This window comes from Micromonospora sp. NPDC004540, from assembly GCF_040610095.1.
Lineage (GTDB): Bacteria > Actinomycetota > Actinomycetes > Mycobacteriales > Micromonosporaceae > Micromonospora.
The window spans coordinates 1-18874 of record NZ_JBEXLR010000032.1; the positions used below are offsets into that span (position 1 = coordinate 1).

Here is an 18874-nt window from a genome sequence, read left to right on the forward strand (position 1 = left end):
CGGAAGAACTTCTCCGCTCGCTGGCTGACATCCGAGGTCCGTGCCGCCACGATCTGCGGCAGGTCGAAGAGCTCGGTGAGGGCCTTGCCCTCGGCTGGGTGGCCGCGGTCGGTCCGCTGGTCTTCGTCGGCCTGTTCGTCTTCGCCTCGCCGGCCTCGGCCGTGGTGCTGCCCCGGGGGCACGGCGGCGCCGCGGGGGTGGCCGGCGCGGGCGCCCACCCGCCGGTGGTCATGATCGTCCTGGACGAGCTGCCGCTGGTCTCCCTGCTCGGCCCGGACGGCAGGATCGACGCCACCCGGTACCCGCACTTCGCGGAGCTGGCCGGCGGCTCGACCTGGTACCGCAACGCCACCGGCGTCAGCGGCTGGACCCCCTACGCTCTGCCGGCCATGCTCACCGGGCGCTACCCGGCCGAGCCGTTCGCCCCGCACTACTCGCAATATCCGGACAACCTGTTCACGGCCCTCGGCGGCCTCTACGACATCAAGGCCGAGGAGAGCATCACCCGGCTCTGCCCGCCCAGCCGCTGCGAGCAGCCGGCCAGCCCGGAGCAGGGGCTCGGCGTGCTGGTCCGGGAGAGTGGGAAGCTGCTGCGCCAGGTCACCGCCCCGGTGGACAGCCGGATCGACCCGGAGGACTCCTACCGGGAGCAGACCCGGGCCGAGGCGGGGCTGGACGCGGCCGAGCCGGTGCCGGTCGACCCGAAGTTCCGCTGGGACACCCTCGACGACAACCAGCCCGCCCGGTTCACCGCCTTCCTCGCCGGGCTGCGCCCGGCCGCCCGACCCACCCTGCACTTCCTGCACCTGCTGATGCCGCACTCGCCGTGGGCGTACCTGCCGTCCGGGGCGCACTACGCCGCCCCGGAGGACCTGCCCAACGACGGGGCCGGGTGGGTGGACCTGGCCCGGGCCCGGCACCTGGCCCAGCTCGGCTACACCGACCGACTGATCGGCGAGACGCTGCGCACCCTGCGGGCCACCGGCCTCTACGACAAGGCGCTTGTCCTGGTCACCGCCGACCACGGGGTGAGTTTCCGGAAGGACTGGCAGGGCCGGGGGCTGGACGCCATCAACCACGCGGCCGACGAGGTGGCCTGGGTGCCGATGTTCGTCAAGGAACCCGGCCAGCGAACCGGCCGGGTCGACGACCGGAACTGGGAGCACGTGGACCTGCTGCCGACGATCGCCGACGAGACGCACGTGCGGATCCCCTGGCGGATGGACGGCCGCTCGGCGAAGCGGGCCCCGCGCGAGCGCGCCGACAAGCGCTTCTACGACCGGCCCGGCCAGCCGCTGACGGTCACCGGCGGCGTCCCGTCCCCGCCCGGTGCGCCGGCCCCCGACCCGCTGGTCGGCACCCAGGTGGGTGACAGACCCCCCGGCGGTACGGCCACGGTGAGCGACCTCGCCGCGTTCCGCGCCGTCGACCCGGCGCACGGTGAACTGCCCGCGCTGGTCTGGGGGACGGTGCCGGACTCGGTGCCGGACGGGACGCGGCTCGCGGTGGCGGTCAACGGCACGGTCGGCGCGGTCGTCCCGGTGGTCCCGCCGGACTCCGCCGGCCGGCGCTTCGCCGCCCTCCTGCCCGACGACCGGCTCTTCGCCGCCGGGGCCAACCGCCTCGACCTCTACCGCGTGGACGCCGACGGGACGCTGCGCCGGCTCACCCTCTCGTGATCATCCACAGCGACGCCGGGTAGCCTTCCCAGCCCGGGGTGGTCGCGCTTCCACAGGGTTTCCGAGCCGGCAAGTCGGGAATCGGGTGACGCATACCTCACCACGGAACCATGACGAGCGGTGTCCTCCCCACCGTGATTACGGTAAAAGCGAAGGCAACTCAAAGAAGATCTTGCCGGCGAAGCGAGGAACAGATGACGGAAGTCAAGCTCGACCACCCCGGTGGGCAGCTGTCTATGCCGGTGCAGCCCGCGGTCGAGGGGCCCGCCGGAATCGGGGTGGGCAAGCTGCTGAAGGAAACCGGGATGACCACGTACGACCCCGGTTTCGTGAACACCGCGTCCTGCTCGTCCGCGATCACCTACATCGACGGTGACGCGGGCATCCTGCGGTACCGCGGCTACCCGATCGAGCAGCTGGCCGAGAAGTCCTCCTTCCTGGAGGTCTCCTACCTGCTGATCTACGGCGAGCTGCCGACCCAGGCGCAGCTGACCGAGTTCAGCGAGCGGGTCCGGCGGCACTCGCTGCTCCACGAGGAGATGCGCCGCTTCTTCGACGGCTTCCCGCGCGACGCGCACCCGATGGCCGTGCTCTCCTCGGCCGTGAGCGCCATCTCGACCTTCTACCAGGACAGCCTGGACCCGTTCGACTCCGACCACGTGGAGATGTCCACGGTGCGGCTGATGGCGAAGGTCCCCACCATCGCCTCGTACGCGTACAAGAAGTCGATCGGGCAGCCGCTGCTCTACCCGGACAACTCGCTGGGCTACGTCGAGAACTTCCTGCGGATGACCTTCGGCGTGCCGGCCGAGCCGTACGAGGTCGACCCGGTGATGGCCCGCGTGCTGGACATGCTCTTCATCCTGCACGCCGACCACGAGCAGAACTGCTCCACCTCGACCGTCCGGCTGGTCGGCTCCAGCAACGCCAACCTGTTCGCCTCGGTCTCGGCCGGCGTGAACGCGCTGTTCGGCCCGCTGCACGGCGGCGCCAACCAGGCGGTGCTGGAGATGCTCCAGAAGATCCAGGCCGACGGCGGTGACGTCCGCACCTTCGTGCAGAAGGTCAAGGACAAGCAGGACGGCGTGAAGCTGATGGGCTTCGGCCACCGGGTCTACAAGAACTACGACCCGCGCGCCGCGATCGTGAAGAAGGCCGCCCAGGACGTGCTCGGCCGGATGGCCAAGCCGGACCCGCTGCTGGACCTCGCCATGCAGCTCGAGGAGATCGCCCTCGCCGACGACTTCTTCGTCTCCCGCCGGCTCTACCCGAACGTGGACTTCTACACCGGTCTGATCTACAAGGCCATGGGCTTCCCGACCAAGATGTTCACGGTGCTCTTCGCCCTGGGCCGGCTCCCCGGCTGGATCGCCCAGTGGCGCGAGATGATCAACGACCCGGAGACCAAGATCGGCCGCCCGCGGCAGATCTACACCGGCTACGCCGAGCGGGACTACGTCCCCGCCACGGAGCGCTGAGCACGGTTCTGCCGACGAAGGCCGCCGACCCCGTGCGGGTCGGCGGCCTTCGTGTCGGTACGGGACGGGGCGTCAGCCCACCAGGGACCGGAGCGGGATCCGCGCGTCCCGGAGGGCGGCTACCAGGTCACGCAGGAACGGGTGCTCGTCGGCCTGCAGGCCGGCCGGATTCGGGATCACCAGGTAGGCCGACCCGTCCGCCACCGAGACGCGGGCGGTGTCGGTGTACCGGGCGACGACCGCTTCGGCACGACCGCGGTCGCCGGCCGCCACCTCGACGCTGATCGGGCGCCACTCGCCGCCCAGGTCGTCCGCCACCGGCTGGGCCGCCGCAGCCGCCCGGGCCGGGTCGACACCGGTCGTCCGCCGCCCGGCGCCGCGGTCCGCCGCCGCGCCCGACGGATAGAGCAGGGCGTTGGCCACCAGGTGCAGCCCGTTCTCGTTGTACGCCCGGAAGAGCGGGTTGAACGCGAACAGCACGGCCCGTCCGGCGCCGGTGGGCTCGTCCACCAGTGCGACCGTGCCCTTCAACACGTCGCTGCGCACGGTGTAGCCGTTCGCCCAGAAGGTGTCGTCGGACGGATAGCTGAGGACGTTGGTGCCGGTGCTGCTCGGGTTCAGGATCGAGTCGCTGTTGTTGAACTCGAAGTCCTCCGCCGGGCGGCCCAGCGCGACCGGGCTGCTGCCGTCGACGTCGACCCGCAGGTGCGAACCGATCATCCGGTAGTCCGCCGGCTTCGTCTTCTCCGTGGTGGAGGTGAGGCCGGCGGCCCGAGCCATCCGGGTGCCCTCGTTGCGCAGGCCGACGTAGGTGTGGCCCTGGGCGATCCAGTTCCGCAGGTTGGCCTGCCCGGCGGCGGTGAGCCCGCCGGTCGAGCTGCTGCCGTCCGGCACGAGCAGCACGGTGCGTCCGGTGAACGCCGGGGTGTTGTCGTTGATGTCGGCGGTGGTCACCGGCTTGAGGTCGAGCCCCCACCGCTTGCCGAGCACGTACCGGGCCTCGCCGTGTGAGCCGGAGGTGGTGGAGATGCCGGTGCCCTGGAACAGCCCGACATCCGGCAGGTCCATCGGGCTTCCGCTGGCCGCCGCGTCGCTCGGGCTCAGGGTCACCCCGAGCGACCGGGCCAGCCGGTCGATCTCCTGGGTCAGGCTCTTCGCGGGGAAGCCCACCACGCTGGTGTCGAGGTCACGGACGAGCGGCACGCCCTGGCCGAGCAGCCGGAAGGTGAGTTCGGCCGCCGCCGCCGAGTCCAGCGGGTACGCGTACGAACCCTTCGCCCCGGCCGCCGAGGTCGTGCCGCCGTTGATCTGCCGGACCAGTTGGGCGTGCGGGCGGACGTCGTCGCCGGTGTAGATGGTGTCCACGCCCATGAGCAGCGGGTTGCTCCAGGACGACACGTCGTAGAAGTAGGGGAACGGGACGTACGGGTCCTCGCCCATGATCGCCTGGATCCAGTGCTTCTGCGGCTGGTCCATCGGGATCCAGTACGCGCCCACCGGCACCGTGACGTCGCTCGCGGTGCGCCCGCCGAAGATCCGGGCGGTGGGCACCTTCGTCGGCTTGGTCACCTCGTAGACCTCGACGTCCATCCCGCGCAACCGCTCGACCAGCCGGCGCACGTCGCCGAGCTGCCGGTCGGGGAGCAGGAAGTACGAGCGGATCGTGACGTCCGGCACCGGGAACTGGACGGTGTTGGTCGGCTGGACCACCTCGTTCGGCTCCAGCGTCCCGGCCCTGCCCTCGGCGAGCGCGTCCGTCCAGATCTTGAAGTAGCTGGTCAGCACCTCGTGCTTGTTCGCGGCGGCCCAGCCGAGGGTGGACCACTGGGTGTGGAACTGCTGCTGGACCCGGTCGGCCACCGCCGACGCGCTGCCCTTCTCGAAGGTCATGCCGGCGGCGCCGAAGCCGGCGGCCGGGACGGTGTCGCCGTAGCCCATGAAGAACAGGTCGTACGTCGCGTAGTTGAAGTAGCACTCGGTGGTGACGGCGCCGCCACAGGCGCCGTTGAAGCCGAAGCCGGCCTTGTTGGCCTCGCCGATCCGGTTGATCCAGTCGACGTTCTCGCTGGAGATCTCGTGGTGGATCGGGTCGGCGTTGGGCGGGAAGAAGTACTGTCGGCCGCCCATCTCGTGCGCGTCGATGAAGACCTGCGGCGGGTACTGCCGCAGGAGTTCGATCTTGCCGTCGGTCTCCTGCTGGGTGCGGGCGAACCAGTCCCGGTTCATGTCGAAGCCGTACTCGTTCTGCCGGCGGCTGGCGTCGCGGCCGTCGGGGTTCTGGGTCGGCACGATGACGGTGACCAGGTTGTCGTTCCGCTCCGCGACCGCGCAGGACAGCCCGGATGCCAGCTCGTACAGGGTTTTGAGGGCGGCGTCCGTGCCGCTCTTCTCCCCGCCGTGCACGTTCGCGGTCACCCAGACGATGGCCGGGCGGTCGGTCGCGGTCTCGGCGGCCTTCTTCGCCTTGGTCCGGCGCGCGTCCCGCAGGTCGCGGATGTCGTCGGCGATCTGCTGCAACTCGCCCTGCCGGACGTGCCGCTCGTCGGAGACGATGGCGTACGGCAGCGGCTGGCCGAGCACGCTCGTCGCCATGACGCCGGTGACCACGCGGTCGGAGGCGGCGTCGACGGCCTTGAGGTAGCCACGGACCTCGTCGTTGGTGACGACCCGCTCCTGGCCGGTGCCGAGCGGGAACCCCAGCGCGGACTCGGGGCTGGGCACGGTGGACAGCCGGGCGGCAGGGTCGTTGCTGCAGCCGGGGGGCGTGGGGGCGGCGCCGGCCGGCGCGCCTCCGAGCAACGGCGTCAGGCCGGCGAGCAGGAGCAGCGCGGCGACGCCGGCCGTTCGTCTCGTGGGGACCGCCCTAAGCGGACGCTTCGACAGGCGCATCGGGATGCCTCGTTTCACTCGGGGGAGATCAAGTGATGAATCGAAACCTATGACCTGCGGTTTCGTGGGGCAAGCCTTGGTTCGTGCGGTCAGTGGGCGCGGTGCCCGCCCTCGCCGCCGGTGGTGGGCAGGCTGCCGAGCACGTGGTTGATGATGTGGATCCGCGCGTTCGCGACCCGGTAGTCGGCGCACACGGTGTCGGCCTGGTCGGCCAGGCGGGCGGTCCCCCCGCCCCCGGTGACCGTCACCGTGGTGCCGGCCAGCGTGGTGACCTTGCCGGCGGCCACCAGGTCGGACAGCGACAGCGACCCGGCGACCAGGTGTTCGCGGAGCAGGCCGCGGAGCTTGTCCCGGTCGGCCAGGAGCAGGTGGTCCAGGTCGTCCTCGGAGAACTTGGCCACGAACGCGTCGTCGGTCGGGGCCAGGATGGTCAACCCCGAACCGGCGTGCAGGTCGGCGGACATGCCGGACGCCCGCACCGCCGCCTCGAACGTGGTGAGGACGGGCAGCCACTGCAGGGCCGCCTCGGCCGGCTGACCGGTGAGCGCCGCCGGGTTGCCCGGGTCGCTGCCGGAGGGCAGCAGGTCGCACAGCGGGCCACTCACGACGGCCGCCGCCTTCGGTGCGGCGCCGCCGGCCGCATCCGGCGAAGCGGTGCCGGCGCCGGAGCAGCCCGTGCCGGTGAGCAGCAGGGACAGCGCGACCGCGGCGAGCGCAGCGGTCCGTCGCCGGCGGGCCGGCCACCGGAGCCGGGGGAGAGAGCGGGATCGCGGGGGGATGACGGGCCGTTCCATGGCGTTCTCCGGTCGAGTCGGGTCGTACCGGCAGGCCCGGGAGGCCGGACCTGCCGGTACGACGATCAACGGATCAGAGGCTCGCGCACTGGCCGCTCTTCGGGCCCTGCGCCGAGTTGCCCAGCCCGAGGTCGATCGGTACCTGGGTGTTGCCGCCGCAGCTCAGCGGGCCGGTCACGGTGTTGGCCGCCACCAGCGGCGCCTCACCGCGGTTGTCCGACACCTCGACCGGGCCGGTGACCTTCGTGTCGACGACCACCACCGGGCCACTGGACTGCGCGACCCGCACCGGACCCTCCACCGCGGTGTCGGTCAGGAAGACCCCGGCCGCGCCGTTGGCGTCCACCGGGCCGGTGATCGACGAGCCGGTGGCGATCAGCGTGCCGCCGGGCCGGACCCGGACCGGGCCGGTCACCGTGGCGTCCCGCAGGCAGGTGACGCCGGAGACCACCAGCGCGCCGTCGCGCGGGCCGGTCACCGTCGGGTACACCCGCTCGGCGTCGACCAGCTTCTCCACCGCCTGCCCGTCGAGCAGCAGCGGGATGAGCCCCCGCTCGGGCTGGGCCAGCGGCACCACGTACCCGTCGGCGACCTTGACCACCTGCCAGCCGTGCGCGGCGAGCCGCTGCGCCACGGTGGTCCGCTGGCCGGCCGGGCCGTCGGTGCGCTCCCCGTGGTACTGCTCCTCGGTGAGCCGGTAGGCGCACGGCGCCTCGGTGAGGATCTGGTCCTCGCGCGGGGCGTCCAGCGGCGGCGGGGCCTCGCCCGGGTGCGGCGCCGGGTGCGCCGCGATCGGCCGGGAGCCGCGGAAGACGATCCGCCCGGTGTTCGACACCTGGAAGGTGATCGCGTCGGCCCGCGCCGAGGTGATCTCCTTGAGGTTCGCCCGGTGGTAGTCGAGGAACTGGTGGAAGGTCCAGAGCGCCGAGTACGCCTTGCGCCGCCGGTTGTTCGCCGTGTTGCCCTCGTCCGGCCGGGTGGCGCCGCCCGCGCTGCGCAGCTCCAGCAGGGAGTTCACCACGTTCTTGAGCCCCAGCGTGTTGCGCAGGATGGTCTCCTCGCTGAGCCCCACGTTGCCGCCGCCGTTGCACCCGTACGGGCAGGGCCACCAGCCGTCCTTCGCGCCCTGGGTGTACATGTGACCCTCGATCATGTGCTGCGACTCGTCGAAGATCGACTGGGCGACGTTCTGGTGCCGCGGCGGCAGCATCGGCAGGTCGCCGGCGCTGGAGTTGCCGAACTCGTGCCCGTCGTAGCCGGCCACCGGCCGGTAGTCGCGCAGCATCCGCACCAGCGCGAAGGTCTCCGGCTGGCGGACCAGCGAGTAGTCCCGGTTGAGGTCCTGGCCGGTGGAGTTGCCCCGGGTGTTGGCCGCCCGGCCGTCCCCGTTGATGGTGGGCACGATCAGCACCGTGGTGTGCGACAGCAGGTCCAGCGTCCGCGGGTCGTCGCTGAAGGCCAGCTGGCGCGCCATGATGAGGCAGGCCTCCCGGTCACCGGGCTCGTTGCCGTGCACGTTGCAGTTGATCATCAGCGGCGAGGTCGCGGCCACCGCCGCCGGGGTGGCCGGCGGGGTGGGGTAGCCGATGACGAACATGTTGATCGGGCGGCCCAGCGCGGTCCGGCCGATCTCGGTCACCCGGACCCGGTCGCTCAACTCGTCGACCGCCGCGGTGTACGCGTACTCGTTGACGTCGCTGGTGTACTGGGCCGCGAGGGTGGTCTCCCACTGGGTCCGGAGGTTCTGGCCCGGCACCGCGGGGTCGCCCCAGGGGGCCCTGGTGGTGCCGGCCACCGGCGCCGAGTACGGCTCGGCGGTGGTGCCGAAGCGGGCGCGGACCCGCCACTGGAACCGGGCGCCCGGGTTGAACCCGGCGTCCGCGAAGGTGGGCGAGGAGTTGTCGACTTGGCGGTTCGGCCGCCAGACCCCGGTGATCACGGCCGGTCCGGTCGCGGTGCCGTCGGCGTCGACCGGGGTGCGCTCGATCTGGTAGTCGGTGGCGCCGTCGACCGGCGTCCAGGCGAGGGTGGCGTAGCCGTCGCCCGGCACGACCGTCAGGCCCTGGACCTGGTTCGGCTCGGCCGGGTCGGCCTGCGCGGGCACGGGCCCGGCGAACGCCGCGAGGCTGGCGGCGAGCAGGGCGGCGAGGAGGGCCGTCGTCCGTCTGTCTCTCATGGAAGCTCCAGAACAGGTGGGATGACTCGGTCCGGACAGCACACGCCAGCCACCCCGTCCTCGGTCGACGGTGCGCGATTTCTTGAGGTTGAAATGAGGATCGGCGGTTCAGTCCGGCCGGAGCCGGTAGCCCACCCCGCGTACGGTCTCCACCAGGCCCGCGTCGTCGAGCTTGCCCCGCAGGGCCGCGACGTGGACATCGAGGGTGTGGCCGGCGCCCCAGGTGGTCTGCCAGACGTCCATCAGCAGCCGCTCCCGGGGCACCACCGTCCCGGCCTGCCGGGCCAGCGCCATCAGTAGAGCGAACTCCTTGCGGGTCAGCACCACCTCGCGGGCGCCGAGCCAGACCCGCCGGGCGTTGAGGTCCAGCCGCAGGTCACCGACCTCCAGCGCCGCCTCGACCCGGGAGGCGCGGGCGGTGCGCCGCATCACCGCCTCGATCCGGGCCTGCAACTCCGCCATCGAGAACGGCTTCACCACGTAGTCGTCGGCGCCGGCCCGCAGCCCTGCCACCCGGTCCCGCTCGTCGGAGCGGGCGGTCACCGCGATGATCGCGATGTCCTCGTTGTGCCGGCGGATCTCCCGGCACAGCGCCAGGCCGTCCCGGTCGGGCAGGTTGAGGTCGAGCAGCATGAGGTCCACCGGCCCGGCCGCGGCCGCCTCCGATGCGGTCGTGGCGGTGATGACCGAGTTGCCCCGGCGGCGCAGCGCGGCGGCGAGCGCGGACGCGACTCGCAGGTCGTCCTCCACCAGAAGCACCCGCACCGCGTCTCCTCGAACCTCGTCGCGTCAGGTTCACGCGAGTCTGTCCGATCGGGACCGGCAGCGACCAGTCCGAACGGAGGATCACGACCGGACGATCATGCGGGTCGAGCCGTCGGGCCGATCCCGAGGTGAAGCGGGAGGACCAGCGCGGAGGAGACCGCCAGCTCCCGGTCGAGCACCTCGTCGCGGGGGACGAAGACCATCGCCCGGCCCTCGCCGAGCACCACGTCCTCCTGGGTCGCGTCGGTCGTGCCGCGGAAGACGTGGATCGTGACCGTGTGCTGGAAGCCCTCCTCGTACGGGCGCGGGCCGGCCCAGAGGAGGTGCAACTCGCCTGCGGTCAGACCGGTCTCCTCCAGCAGTTCCCGGCGGGCGGCCTCCTCCGGCGTCTCCCCGGGCTCGATGTGACCGCCGGGCAGACCCCACTGGTTCGGCGAGACGGGTGCGTGCTCGTCGCGGTGCTGCAGGAGGATCGCGCCCGAGGGGTCGACGAGCAGGACGAGCGCGATCTCATAGCTGGCCATCGCGAGATCATGCCATCCCGCATTCGTGGCGGAGGGCCACTACCTGAGCGTGGTCAGTGCGGCCAAACCACTACGCGATCGGCAGGACAGGGCCTAGTCGATTTCGGGGCGCTTCGCGGCGATCCACTTCTCGACGTCTTCGGCGAGCCAGACGTTGCCCATCTGGAGCATGGCAACGGGCTCGGGGAAGTCGCGGCGGCTGGTGATCTGGTACGCCCGCTGTCGCGACACGCCCCCGAGGAGCACGCGGATCTCCGCCGAGCCGACCAGCCGCAGCTTCTTGGCCATGTATCGGACGCTAGGTGCCCGACAACTAGTCATGTATCAGCTTGACGCACGCCTAGTAGTCGAAGGCGCTAGTCATCTACTATTGTCAAGTGACTAGTAGCTGGGAACCTGAGCCGTCATTCCTCGTCATGGCCGCCGGCTTCATGGTGGATCTCCACACGCGGAAGCGCTGCCCGCACTGTCGCGCCGACGGGACATGCCCCCGCGTACAGCACGCCAAGAGGCTGCTCCGGGCCTGGCGCCTGACGGTCGAGGCGCGACGGAGACAGCGCTACTTCCGCTGTCCGTGACCGCGACGACGGCCGCCGCCCGCATGGGGGTCGGCGGCCGTCGTGGTTCGGGTCAGCGGAGGCCGGCGGCGGCGAGCAGGTTGCCCTCCGGCAGTGCCGGCAGGGCCCGGCCGGCGGTCATCCGCTGCTCGGCCCGCTCCGCGGTGAACGCGGTGTCCTGGGCGATGGCCGCGGCGTAGGCGGCGGCGGTGCGGGAGGCGATGGCCGACCAGCCGTACTGCTCGTGGACCATGGCGCGGGCGCGCCGGGCGAGCAGCCGCGCCCGGTCCCGGTCGGAGAGCAGCGCGTGCACCGCCTCGGAGAGCCCGTCCGGGTCCTGCGGGGCGAACGTCAGGCCGGTGACGCCGGGCTCGACGATCTCGGCCAGCCCGCCGGTGCGGGACACCGCGAGCGGCGCGCCGGCGGCGGCCCCCTCCAGGGCCACCATGCCGAACGGTTCGTAGATGCTCGGCACCGCGAAGCAGTCCGAGGCGGCCATCACGGCGGGCAGGTCGGTGCCGCCGAGGAAGCCCGGCATGCTCACCGTGGCGCCCAGTCCCAGTCGGTGAACCTCGGCCTCCAGGGTCGCCCGGTACGGCCCGTCGCCGACGATCACCGCGCGCAGCCCGGGGTGCCGCTCGCGCAGCCGGGGCAGCCCGGCCAGCAGGTGCTGCACGCCCTTCTCGTAGACCAGCCGGCCGGCGAAGGTGACCAGCGGTCCGTCCCCGGCGAACCGGGCCCGGGCGGCGGCGACGGCCGAGTCGGGCACCCGCCAGCGGTGCGGCTCCACCCCGTTGGGGACCACGTCGACCCGGGTCGGGTCCACTCCGAACAGCGCGCCCACCTCGTCGCGCATGTAGCCGGAGCAGACGATCACCCGGCCGGATTCGGCGGCCAGCCAGTGCTCGACGCCGTGGATGGTGCGGTTCATCTCCTCGGGCAGCCAGCCCTGGTGCCGGCCCGCCTCGGTGGCGTGGATGGTGCTGACCAGCGGCACGTCCAGGTGCTCGCGCAGGGTCATGGCGGTGTGCGCGACCAACCAGTCGTGGGCGTGGATGACGTCGTACGCGCCGGACTCGGCGGCGCGCAGGGCGGCCCGGGTGAGGGTGTGGTTGAACGCCATGGTCCAGGCCAGCAGCGAGTCGGTGGCGAGCGGGAAGGTGACCGGGTCCTCGGCGGCGCGGACGATCCGCACGCCGTCGGCGTACTCCTCCAGCGGCGCGCCCTCGGCGTGCCGGGTGACGACGGTGACCTCGTGGCCGGCGGCGGCCAGGGCGACGGAGAGCGCGTGCACGTGGCGGCCGAGGCCACCGACGAGCACCGGCGGGTACTCCCACGACAGCATGAGGATGCGCCGGGTCCGGGGCGGCACGCCGGGCTGCGGTGGGATGGTCGGGCGGGAGGTGAGGGTGGGCCGGTGGGTCCGGTCCGTCGCGGTGGCGGGCTGCGCGCCGACCCGCAGGGTGGTCACATCGATCTCCGTCCATGCATGCTGGTATGCGCCGACGTCACTGGCGGCGTGGGGAGTGTGGAGGGCGGCCGAACGGCCGGGCGGACCCGCGTGGGCACGCGTGTCCGCAGTCAAGGAAAAGCCATCCGGCGCGAACCCGCATCTCGAAAAGGGCGATCGTGACGGACAACACCTGACGGTCCGGCCGGACTCAGGCGGGTGGATTTCGGTTACCGTCCGAACGGGTGGATTGGCGGAGCGTGCGGCGGGGCATTAGCGGCGTGCGCACCGGCCGGCCCGCCCGTCCGGTGCGCTCATGATCATGGCCGAAGGAGCGACATGCAGGTCTGGCCGGGCGAGAGCTACCCCCTCGGCGCCACCTACGACGGGATGGGGACCAACTTCGCGATCTTCTCCGAGGTGGCGGAGAAGGTCGAGCTCTGCCTGTTCGACGAGTGGGACACCGGCGCCGAGCGCCGGGTCGAGCTCCGCGAGGTCGACGCGTACGTCTGGCACGCCTACCTGCCGGGCATCGAGCCCGGGCAGCGCTACGGCTACCGGGTGCACGGGCCGTGGGACCCGGCCAACGGGCTGCGCTGCAACCCGCACAAGCTGCTCCTGGACCCGTACGCCAAGGCGGTCGACGGGGAGGTCACCTGGGATCCGGCGGTCTACGACTACGAGGTGGGCGGCGACCCGGACCGGCGCGAAGAGACCGACTCCGCCCCGTTCATGCCGAAGTCGGTGGTGGTCAACCCGTACTTCGACTGGGGCAACGACCGGCCGCCGCGCACCCCCTACCACCACTCGGTGATCTACGAGGCGCACGTGCGCGGGCTGACCATGCGCCACCCCGACATCCCGGAGGAGCTGCGCGGCACGTACGCGGCGATCGCCTCACCCGTGATGATCGACTACTTCAAGCGGCTCGGGGTGACCGCGGTCGAGCTCATGCCGGTGCACGAGTTCGTGCACGATCACCGGCTGGCCGACCTGGGGCTGCGCAACTACTGGGGCTACAACACCATCGGCTTCTTCGCCCCGCACCACGGCTACTCGGCGCTGGGGCGCCTCGGCCAGCAGGTGCAGGAGTTCCGCGGCATGGTCAAGGCGCTGCACGCGGCCGGCATCGAGGTGATCCTCGACGTGGTCTACAACCACACCGCCGAGGGCAACCACCTCGGGCCGTCGCTGAGCTTCAAGGGCATCGACACCCCGAGCTACTACCGGCTCTCCGAGGAGGACCGGCGGTACTTCGTCGACTACACGGGCACCGGCAACAGCCTCAACGTGCGCAGCCCGCACTCGCTCCAGCTGATCATGGATTCGCTGCGCTACTGGGTGACCGAGATGCACGTCGACGGCTTCCGCTTCGACCTCGCGGCCACCCTGGCCCGGGAGTTCTACGAGGTGGACCGCCTCTCCACCTTCTTCGAGGTGGTGCAGCAGGACCCGGTGGTCGGCCGGGTCAAGCTGATCGCCGAACCGTGGGACGTCGGCCCCGGCGGCTACCAGGTCGGCAACTTCCCGCCGCAGTGGACCGAGTGGAACGGCAAGTACCGGGACACCGTGCGGGACTTCTGGCGCGGCGAGCCGGCCACCCTGGCCGAGTTCGCCTCCCGGATCTCCGGCTCCGCCGACCTCTACCAGGACGACGGGCGCCGCCCGTTCCACAGCATCAACTTCGTCACCTGCCACGACGGGTTCACCCTCAACGACCTGGTCTCCTACAACGACAAGCACAACGAGGCCAACGGCGAGGAGAACCGGGACGGGGAGAGCCACAACCGCTCCTGGAACTGCGGCGTCGAGGGGGAGACCGACGACCCGGGGGTGCTCGCGCTGCGCGCCCGGCAGCGGCGCAACTTCCTGGGCACCCTGATCCTCTCCCAGGGCGTGCCGATGCTCGGCCACGGCGACGAGCTGGGCCGCACCCAGTGCGGCAACAACAACGCCTACTGCCAGGACAGCGAGCTGGCCTGGGTGGACTGGGCGCGGGCCGACGAGGAGCTGGTCGCGTTCGTCCAGCGCCTCACCGACTTCCGCAAGCGGCACCGGGTGTTCCAGCGGCGCCGCTTCTTCACCGGGCTGCCGGTCGGCGGCCGGGCCGCCGGCACCGCCCTGCCCGACCTGGCCTGGTACACCCCCGACGGCCGGGAGATGACCGGCGAGGACTGGGGCAACGACTTCGGCCGCTCGGTGGCCCTGTTCGTCAACGGCGACGGCATCCCGGAACGCGGCCAGTACGGCCAGCGTCACCGGGACGACTCCTTCCTGCTGCTGTTCAACGCGCACGACGCGCCGCTGGACTTCACCCTGCCGCCCGCCGAGTTCGGGCAGCGGTGGGAGCAGGTCATCAGCACCGCGGACCCGGATCCGGAGAAGACCCTGGCGGTCGAGGCGGGCGGGAGCGTGTGCGTCCCCGACCGCTCGCTGCTGGTCCTGGAGAGGACGGCCTGACCCATGCCCGACACCCCTCACCCCGACGACACGACGGCGACGACGCGGGTGGGGTCGACCTACCGCGTCCAGATCCGCCCCGGCTTCGACCTCGACGCCACCGCCGGCCTCGCCGGCTACCTGGCCGACCTGGGCGTCACCCACCTCTACAGCGCGCCGCTGCTCACCGCCACCCCGGGCTCGCAGCACGGCTACGACGTGGTCGACCACCGCGCGGTCAACCCGGAACTCGGCGGCGAGGGCGGCCGGCAGCGCCTGGTCCGGGCGCTGCGCGCGGCCGGGCTCGGCCTGGTCGTGGACATCGTGCCCAACCACGCCGGGGTGGCCCGGCCGGCGGCCAACCCGGCCTGGTGGGACGTGCTGCGCCGGGGCCGGGCCTCGGCGTACGCGGACTGGTTCGACATCGACTGGGACCGGGGTCGGCTGCTGCTGCCGGTGCTCGCCGACACCCCCGACGCCCTCGACGACCTCAAGGTGGTCGACGGTGAGCTGCGCTACCACGAGCACCGCTTCCCGATCGCCGACGGCACCGGCGGGGGGACGCCGCGCGAGGTGCACGACCGGCAGCACTACGAGCTGGTCAACTGGCGGCGCGGCGACACCGAGCTGACGTACCGCCGGTTCTTCGCCGTCTCCGACCTGGCCGGGCTGCGGGTGGAGGACCCGGAGGTCTTCCGCGCCACCCACGCGGAGATCCTGCGCTGGGCCGCCGCCGGCGACCTCGACGGCATCCGGGTCGACCACCCGGACGGGCTGCGCGACCCCGCCGGCTACCTGGCCCGGCTGCGCGCCGCCGCGCCCGGCGCCTGGCTGGTGGTGGAGAAGATCCTGGAGTACGGCGAGGAGCTGCCGGACTGGCCGGTCGACGGCACCACCGGCTACGACGCCCTGGCCGCGGCGGGTGGGCTCTTCGTCGACCCGGACGCCGAGGCGGACTTCACGGCGCTGGACGGCCGGCTCACCGGCCGGCACACCTCGTGGCAGGACCTCACCCACGACACCAAGCTGGCGGCGGCCACCCGGCTGCTCGCCGCCGAGCTGTGCCGGCTCGCCGCGCTCGTCCCCGACCTGCCCGCCGAGCAGGTCCAGGCGGCCCTCGCCGAGCTGGCCGCCGCGTTCCCGGTCTACCGGGGCTACCCGCCGGAGGGCGCCCGGCACCTCGCCGCCGCCCGCGCCGAGGCCGGCCGCCGCCGCCCCGACCTGACCAACGTGCTCGACGCGGTCACCGCCCGGCTCCGCGACCCCGGGCACGAGCTGGCCGCCCGCTTCCCGCAGCTCTCCGGCGCGGTGATGGCCAAGGGGGTGGAGGACACCGCCTACTACCGGTGGAGCCGGTTCGTGGCGCTCAACGAGGTGGGTGGCAGCCCGGCCCACTTCGGCGTGCCGCCGGCCGAGTTCCACCGCTTCGCCGCCGCCCGCCAGGTGCGCTGGCCGGCGAGCATGACCACGCTCTCCACCCACGACACCAAGCGCGGCGAGGACGTCCGGGCCCGGCTCGCGGTCCTCTCCGAGCTGCCCGGGCGCTGGGCCGAGCGGGTGGCCGACTGGATGTCCCGCGCGCCGCTCGCGGACCCCGCGTTCGCCCACCTGCTCTGGCAGACCGCCGTGGGGGCCTGGCCCATCGAGCGGGAGCGGCTGCACGGGTACGCGGAGAAGGCCGCCCGGGAGGCCTCGGCGTCGACCAGCTGGGCCGACCCGGACCCGGCGTTCGAGCACGAGCTGCACGCCCTGGTCGACCGGATGTACGACGACCCGGAGCTGCACGCCCAGCTCACCGCGTTCGCCGACGAGATCACCCCGGCCGGCTGGTCCAACTCGCTCGGGCAGAAGCTGGTCCAGCTCGCCATGCCGGGCGTGCCGGACACCTACCAGGGCACCGAGCTGTGGGAGAACTCGCTCGTCGACCCGGACAACCGCCGCCCGGTCGACTTCGCCGTACGCCGGGAGCTGCTGGCCCGGCTCGACGGCGGCTGGCGGCCCGCGGTGGCCGCCGACGGCGCGGCCAAGCTGCTCGTGGTCTCCCGCACCCTGCGGCTGCGCCGGTCCCACCCGGAGCTGTTCACCGGCTACCGGCCGGTGCCGGCGCGGGGGCCGGCCGGCGGGCACGTGGTGGCCTTCGACCGGGGCGGCGCGATCGCGGTGGCCACCCGGCTGCCGCTGCGGCTGGCCCGCGCCGGCGGCTGGCGCGACACGACGCTGGCGATTTCCGGCAACAGTGTTACGGACCTGTTCACCGGTCGGGTCTACAGTGGGTCTGAGCTGCTGATGCACGATCTTCTGAGCACCTATCCCGTCGCCCTCCTCGCTCCCACCGACTCCGTGGAGGCTGCCGCATGACCGAGTTCACGGTGTGGGCGCCCGAAGCCGCCCGGGTGCGGCTGCGCCTGTCCGGCGTCGCCGACCACGACATGCGTCCCGGGCCGGCGGGCTGGTGGCGGGTCGAGGTGCCCGGCGCCGGACCGGGCACCGACTACGCGTTCCTCCTCGACGACGACGAGCGGGCCCTGCCCGACCCCCGGTCGGCGTGGCAGCCGCAGGGGGTGCACGGGCCGAGCCGGCGCTACGACCACGCCGCGTTCGGCTGGACCGACGAGGGCTGGACCGGGCGGCAACTGCCCGGCAGCGTCCTCTACGAGCTGCACATCGGCACCTTCACCCCGGAGGGCACCTTCGACGCGGCGATCGGCCGCCTCGACCACCTGGTCGACCTCGGTGTCGACCTGGTCGAGCTGCTCCCGGTCAACGCCTTCAACGGCGAGCACAACTGGGGCTACGACGGGGTCTGCTGGTACGCGCCGCACGAGCCGTACGGGGGGCCGGACGGGCTCAAGCGCTTCGTCGACGCGGCGCACGCGAAGGGGCTGGGGGTGATCCTCGACGTCGTCTACAACCATTTCGGGCCCTCCGGGGCCTACGCGCCGCGCTTCGCGCCGTACCTCACCGAGCAGAGCAACACCTGGGGCCGCACCGTCAATCTGGACGGGCCGCACTCCGACGGGGTGCGCCGCTACATCGTCGACAGCGTGCTCATGTGGCTGCGCGACTACCACGTCGACGGGCTGCGGCTGGACGCCGTGCACGCCATGCCCGACTCCCGGGCCACCCACTTCCTGGAGGAGGTGGCGGCCGAGGTGGAGGCCCTCTCCACCCACCTGGGCCGGCCGCTGTCGCTGATCGCCGAGAGCGACCTCAACGACCCGAAGCTGATCACCCCGCGGGAGGCCGGCGGGTACGGGCTGCACGCCCAGTGGAACGACGACGCCCACCACGCGCTGCACACCCTGCTCACCGGGGAACGGCAGGGCTACTACGGCGACTTCGGCTCCCTCGAATGCCTCACCGACGTGCTGACCGGCGCGTTCTTCCACGCCGGCACCTGGTCCAGCTTCCGCAACCGCAGCCACGGCCGGCCCGTCGACCGGCAGCGCACTCCCGGGCACCGGTTCGTGGCGTACCTGCAGAACCACGACCAGATCGGCAACCGGGCCACCGGCGACCGGATCTCCCAGACGCTCTCCGCCGGGCTGCTCCGCGTCGGCGCCACCCTGCTGATGACCGCGCCCTTCACCCCGATGCTGTTCATGGGGGAGGAGTGGGCGGCCAGCACCCCGTGGCAGTTCTTCACCAGCCACCCGGAGCCCGAGCTGGCGACCGCGGTGGCGGCCGGGCGCCGGCGGGAGTTCGCCGCGCACGGCTGGCCGCCGGGGGACGTGCCCGACCCGCAGGACCCGCAGACCTTCGTCCGGTCCCGGCTCGACTGGGCCGAGTTCGACAAGCCCGAGCACCGGGAGATGTACGACTTCTACCGGCGGCTCATCGCGCTCCGCAAGCGCCGCCCCGACCTGTCCGACCCCCGCCTCAACCACGTCGAGGTACGCCACGGCGACCAGTTCCTGCTGATGCGCCGGGGTGGCTGCCTCGTGGTGGCGAACCTGGCCGGCAAGCCGCAGCGGATCAACCTGCCGGGCGTGGTGCGCCGGGTGCTGCTGGCCACCTCCGAGGGCGTCACCGTGATGCGGGACGGGATCGAGCTGCCGCCGGAGTCCGCCGCGATCGTGGCGCTCTGAGGTCGCAGCGGCCGGGGCGGCGGAGCGGGCCGCCG

12 protein-coding genes are annotated in these 18874 nt (G+C 72.5%); 5 read left to right on the forward strand and 7 right to left on the reverse strand.

What is annotated here, in order from left to right; genetic code table 11:
• A partial coding sequence (locus ABZV78_RS13625) for a sulfatase-like hydrolase/transferase (RefSeq protein WP_355638352.1) occupies positions 1–1679 on the forward strand: 1679 nt, incomplete at its 5' end.
• A 194-nt stretch (positions 1680–1873) separates the two neighbouring features.
• The gene (locus ABZV78_RS13630) at positions 1874–3157 is read left to right on the forward strand and encodes a citrate synthase (protein ID WP_355638354.1); all 1284 of its coding nucleotides are present in this window, start codon (positions 1874–1876) and stop codon (positions 3155–3157) included.
• Positions 3158–3229: 72 nt separating this feature from the next.
• Here the strand turns inward: ABZV78_RS13630 and ABZV78_RS13635 are convergent, their stop codons facing one another.
• From ABZV78_RS13635 to ABZV78_RS13665, 7 genes are all read right to left on the reverse strand, one after another.
• Positions 3230–6046: a M14 family zinc carboxypeptidase gene (locus tag ABZV78_RS13635; RefSeq protein ID WP_355638356.1), complete on the reverse strand. Its 2817-nt coding sequence runs from the start codon at positions 6044–6046 to the stop codon at positions 3230–3232.
• 89 nt (positions 6047–6135) lie between these two features.
• Positions 6136–6651 carry a fasciclin domain-containing protein gene (locus tag ABZV78_RS13640; RefSeq protein WP_355638358.1) on the reverse strand — a complete coding sequence of 172 codons (516 nt, stop codon included), beginning with the start codon at positions 6649–6651 and terminating at the stop codon, positions 6136–6138.
• Positions 6652–6913: 262 nt separating this feature from the next.
• Positions 6914–9016, reverse strand: coding sequence for a M14 family metallocarboxypeptidase (locus ABZV78_RS13645; protein WP_355638360.1), 2103 nt, complete (start codon positions 9014–9016; stop codon positions 6914–6916).
• 108 nt (positions 9017–9124) lie between these two features.
• Positions 9125–9781, reverse strand: coding sequence for a response regulator transcription factor (locus ABZV78_RS13650; RefSeq protein WP_355638362.1), 657 nt, complete (start codon positions 9779–9781; stop codon positions 9125–9127).
• Positions 9782–9876: 95 nt separating this feature from the next.
• Positions 9877–10305 carry an NUDIX domain-containing protein gene (locus ABZV78_RS13655; protein WP_355638363.1) on the reverse strand — a complete coding sequence of 143 codons (429 nt, stop codon included), beginning with the start codon at positions 10303–10305 and terminating at the stop codon, positions 9877–9879.
• 93 nt (positions 10306–10398) lie between these two features.
• Entirely contained in the window at positions 10399–10593 is a 195-nt protein-coding gene (locus tag ABZV78_RS13660) for an AlpA family phage regulatory protein (protein WP_355638364.1), read from the reverse strand.
• A gap of 342 nt (positions 10594–10935) precedes the next feature.
• Positions 10936–12333, reverse strand: a complete 1398-nt coding sequence (locus ABZV78_RS13665; RefSeq protein ID WP_355638365.1) for a glycosyltransferase family 4 protein — start codon at positions 12331–12333, stop codon at positions 10936–10938.
• 318 nt (positions 12334–12651) lie between these two features.
• Between ABZV78_RS13665 and glgX the strand changes: the two genes are divergently transcribed.
• The 3 genes from glgX to treZ are packed head-to-tail and all read left to right on the forward strand — an operon-like array spanning position 12652 to position 18839.
• On the forward strand, positions 12652–14772 hold the full coding sequence (gene glgX / locus ABZV78_RS13670) for a glycogen debranching protein GlgX (RefSeq protein ID WP_355638367.1): 2121 nt from the start codon (positions 12652–12654) through the stop codon (positions 14770–14772).
• 3 nt (positions 14773–14775) lie between these two features.
• The gene (gene treY / locus ABZV78_RS13675) at positions 14776–17109 is read left to right on the forward strand and encodes a malto-oligosyltrehalose synthase (protein WP_355638369.1); all 2334 of its coding nucleotides are present in this window, start codon (positions 14776–14778) and stop codon (positions 17107–17109) included.
• A complete protein-coding gene (treZ, locus tag ABZV78_RS13680; RefSeq protein WP_355638371.1) occupies positions 17106–18839 on the forward strand; it encodes a malto-oligosyltrehalose trehalohydrolase in 1734 nt (577 codons plus the stop codon). The genes treY and treZ overlap by 4 nt, the downstream gene beginning before the upstream one ends.
• The last annotated feature ends 35 nt before the right edge of the window (positions 18840–18874 follow it).

Bases quoted from the DNA above. Each gene is read 5' to 3' on its own strand.
- ABZV78_RS13630 (WP_355638354.1), top strand. From the start codon at position 1,874: ATGACGGAAGTCAAGCTCGACCACCCCGGTGGGCAGCTGTCTATGCCG.
- ABZV78_RS13635 (WP_355638356.1), bottom strand. From the start codon at position 6,046: ATGCGCCTGTCGAAGCGTCCGCTTAGGGCGGTCCCCACGAGACGAACG.
- ABZV78_RS13645 (WP_355638360.1), bottom strand. From the start codon at position 9,016: ATGAGAGACAGACGGACGACGGCCCTCCTCGCCGCCCTGCTCGCCGCC.
- ABZV78_RS13655 (WP_355638363.1), bottom strand. From the start codon at position 10,305: ATGGCCAGCTATGAGATCGCGCTCGTCCTGCTCGTCGACCCCTCGGGC.
- ABZV78_RS13660 (WP_355638364.1), bottom strand. From the start codon at position 10,593: ATGGCCAAGAAGCTGCGGCTGGTCGGCTCGGCGGAGATCCGCGTGCTC.
- glgX (WP_355638367.1), top strand. From the start codon at position 12,652: ATGCAGGTCTGGCCGGGCGAGAGCTACCCCCTCGGCGCCACCTACGAC.
- treY (WP_355638369.1), top strand. From the start codon at position 14,776: ATGCCCGACACCCCTCACCCCGACGACACGACGGCGACGACGCGGGTG.
- treZ (WP_355638371.1), top strand. From the start codon at position 17,106: ATGACCGAGTTCACGGTGTGGGCGCCCGAAGCCGCCCGGGTGCGGCTG.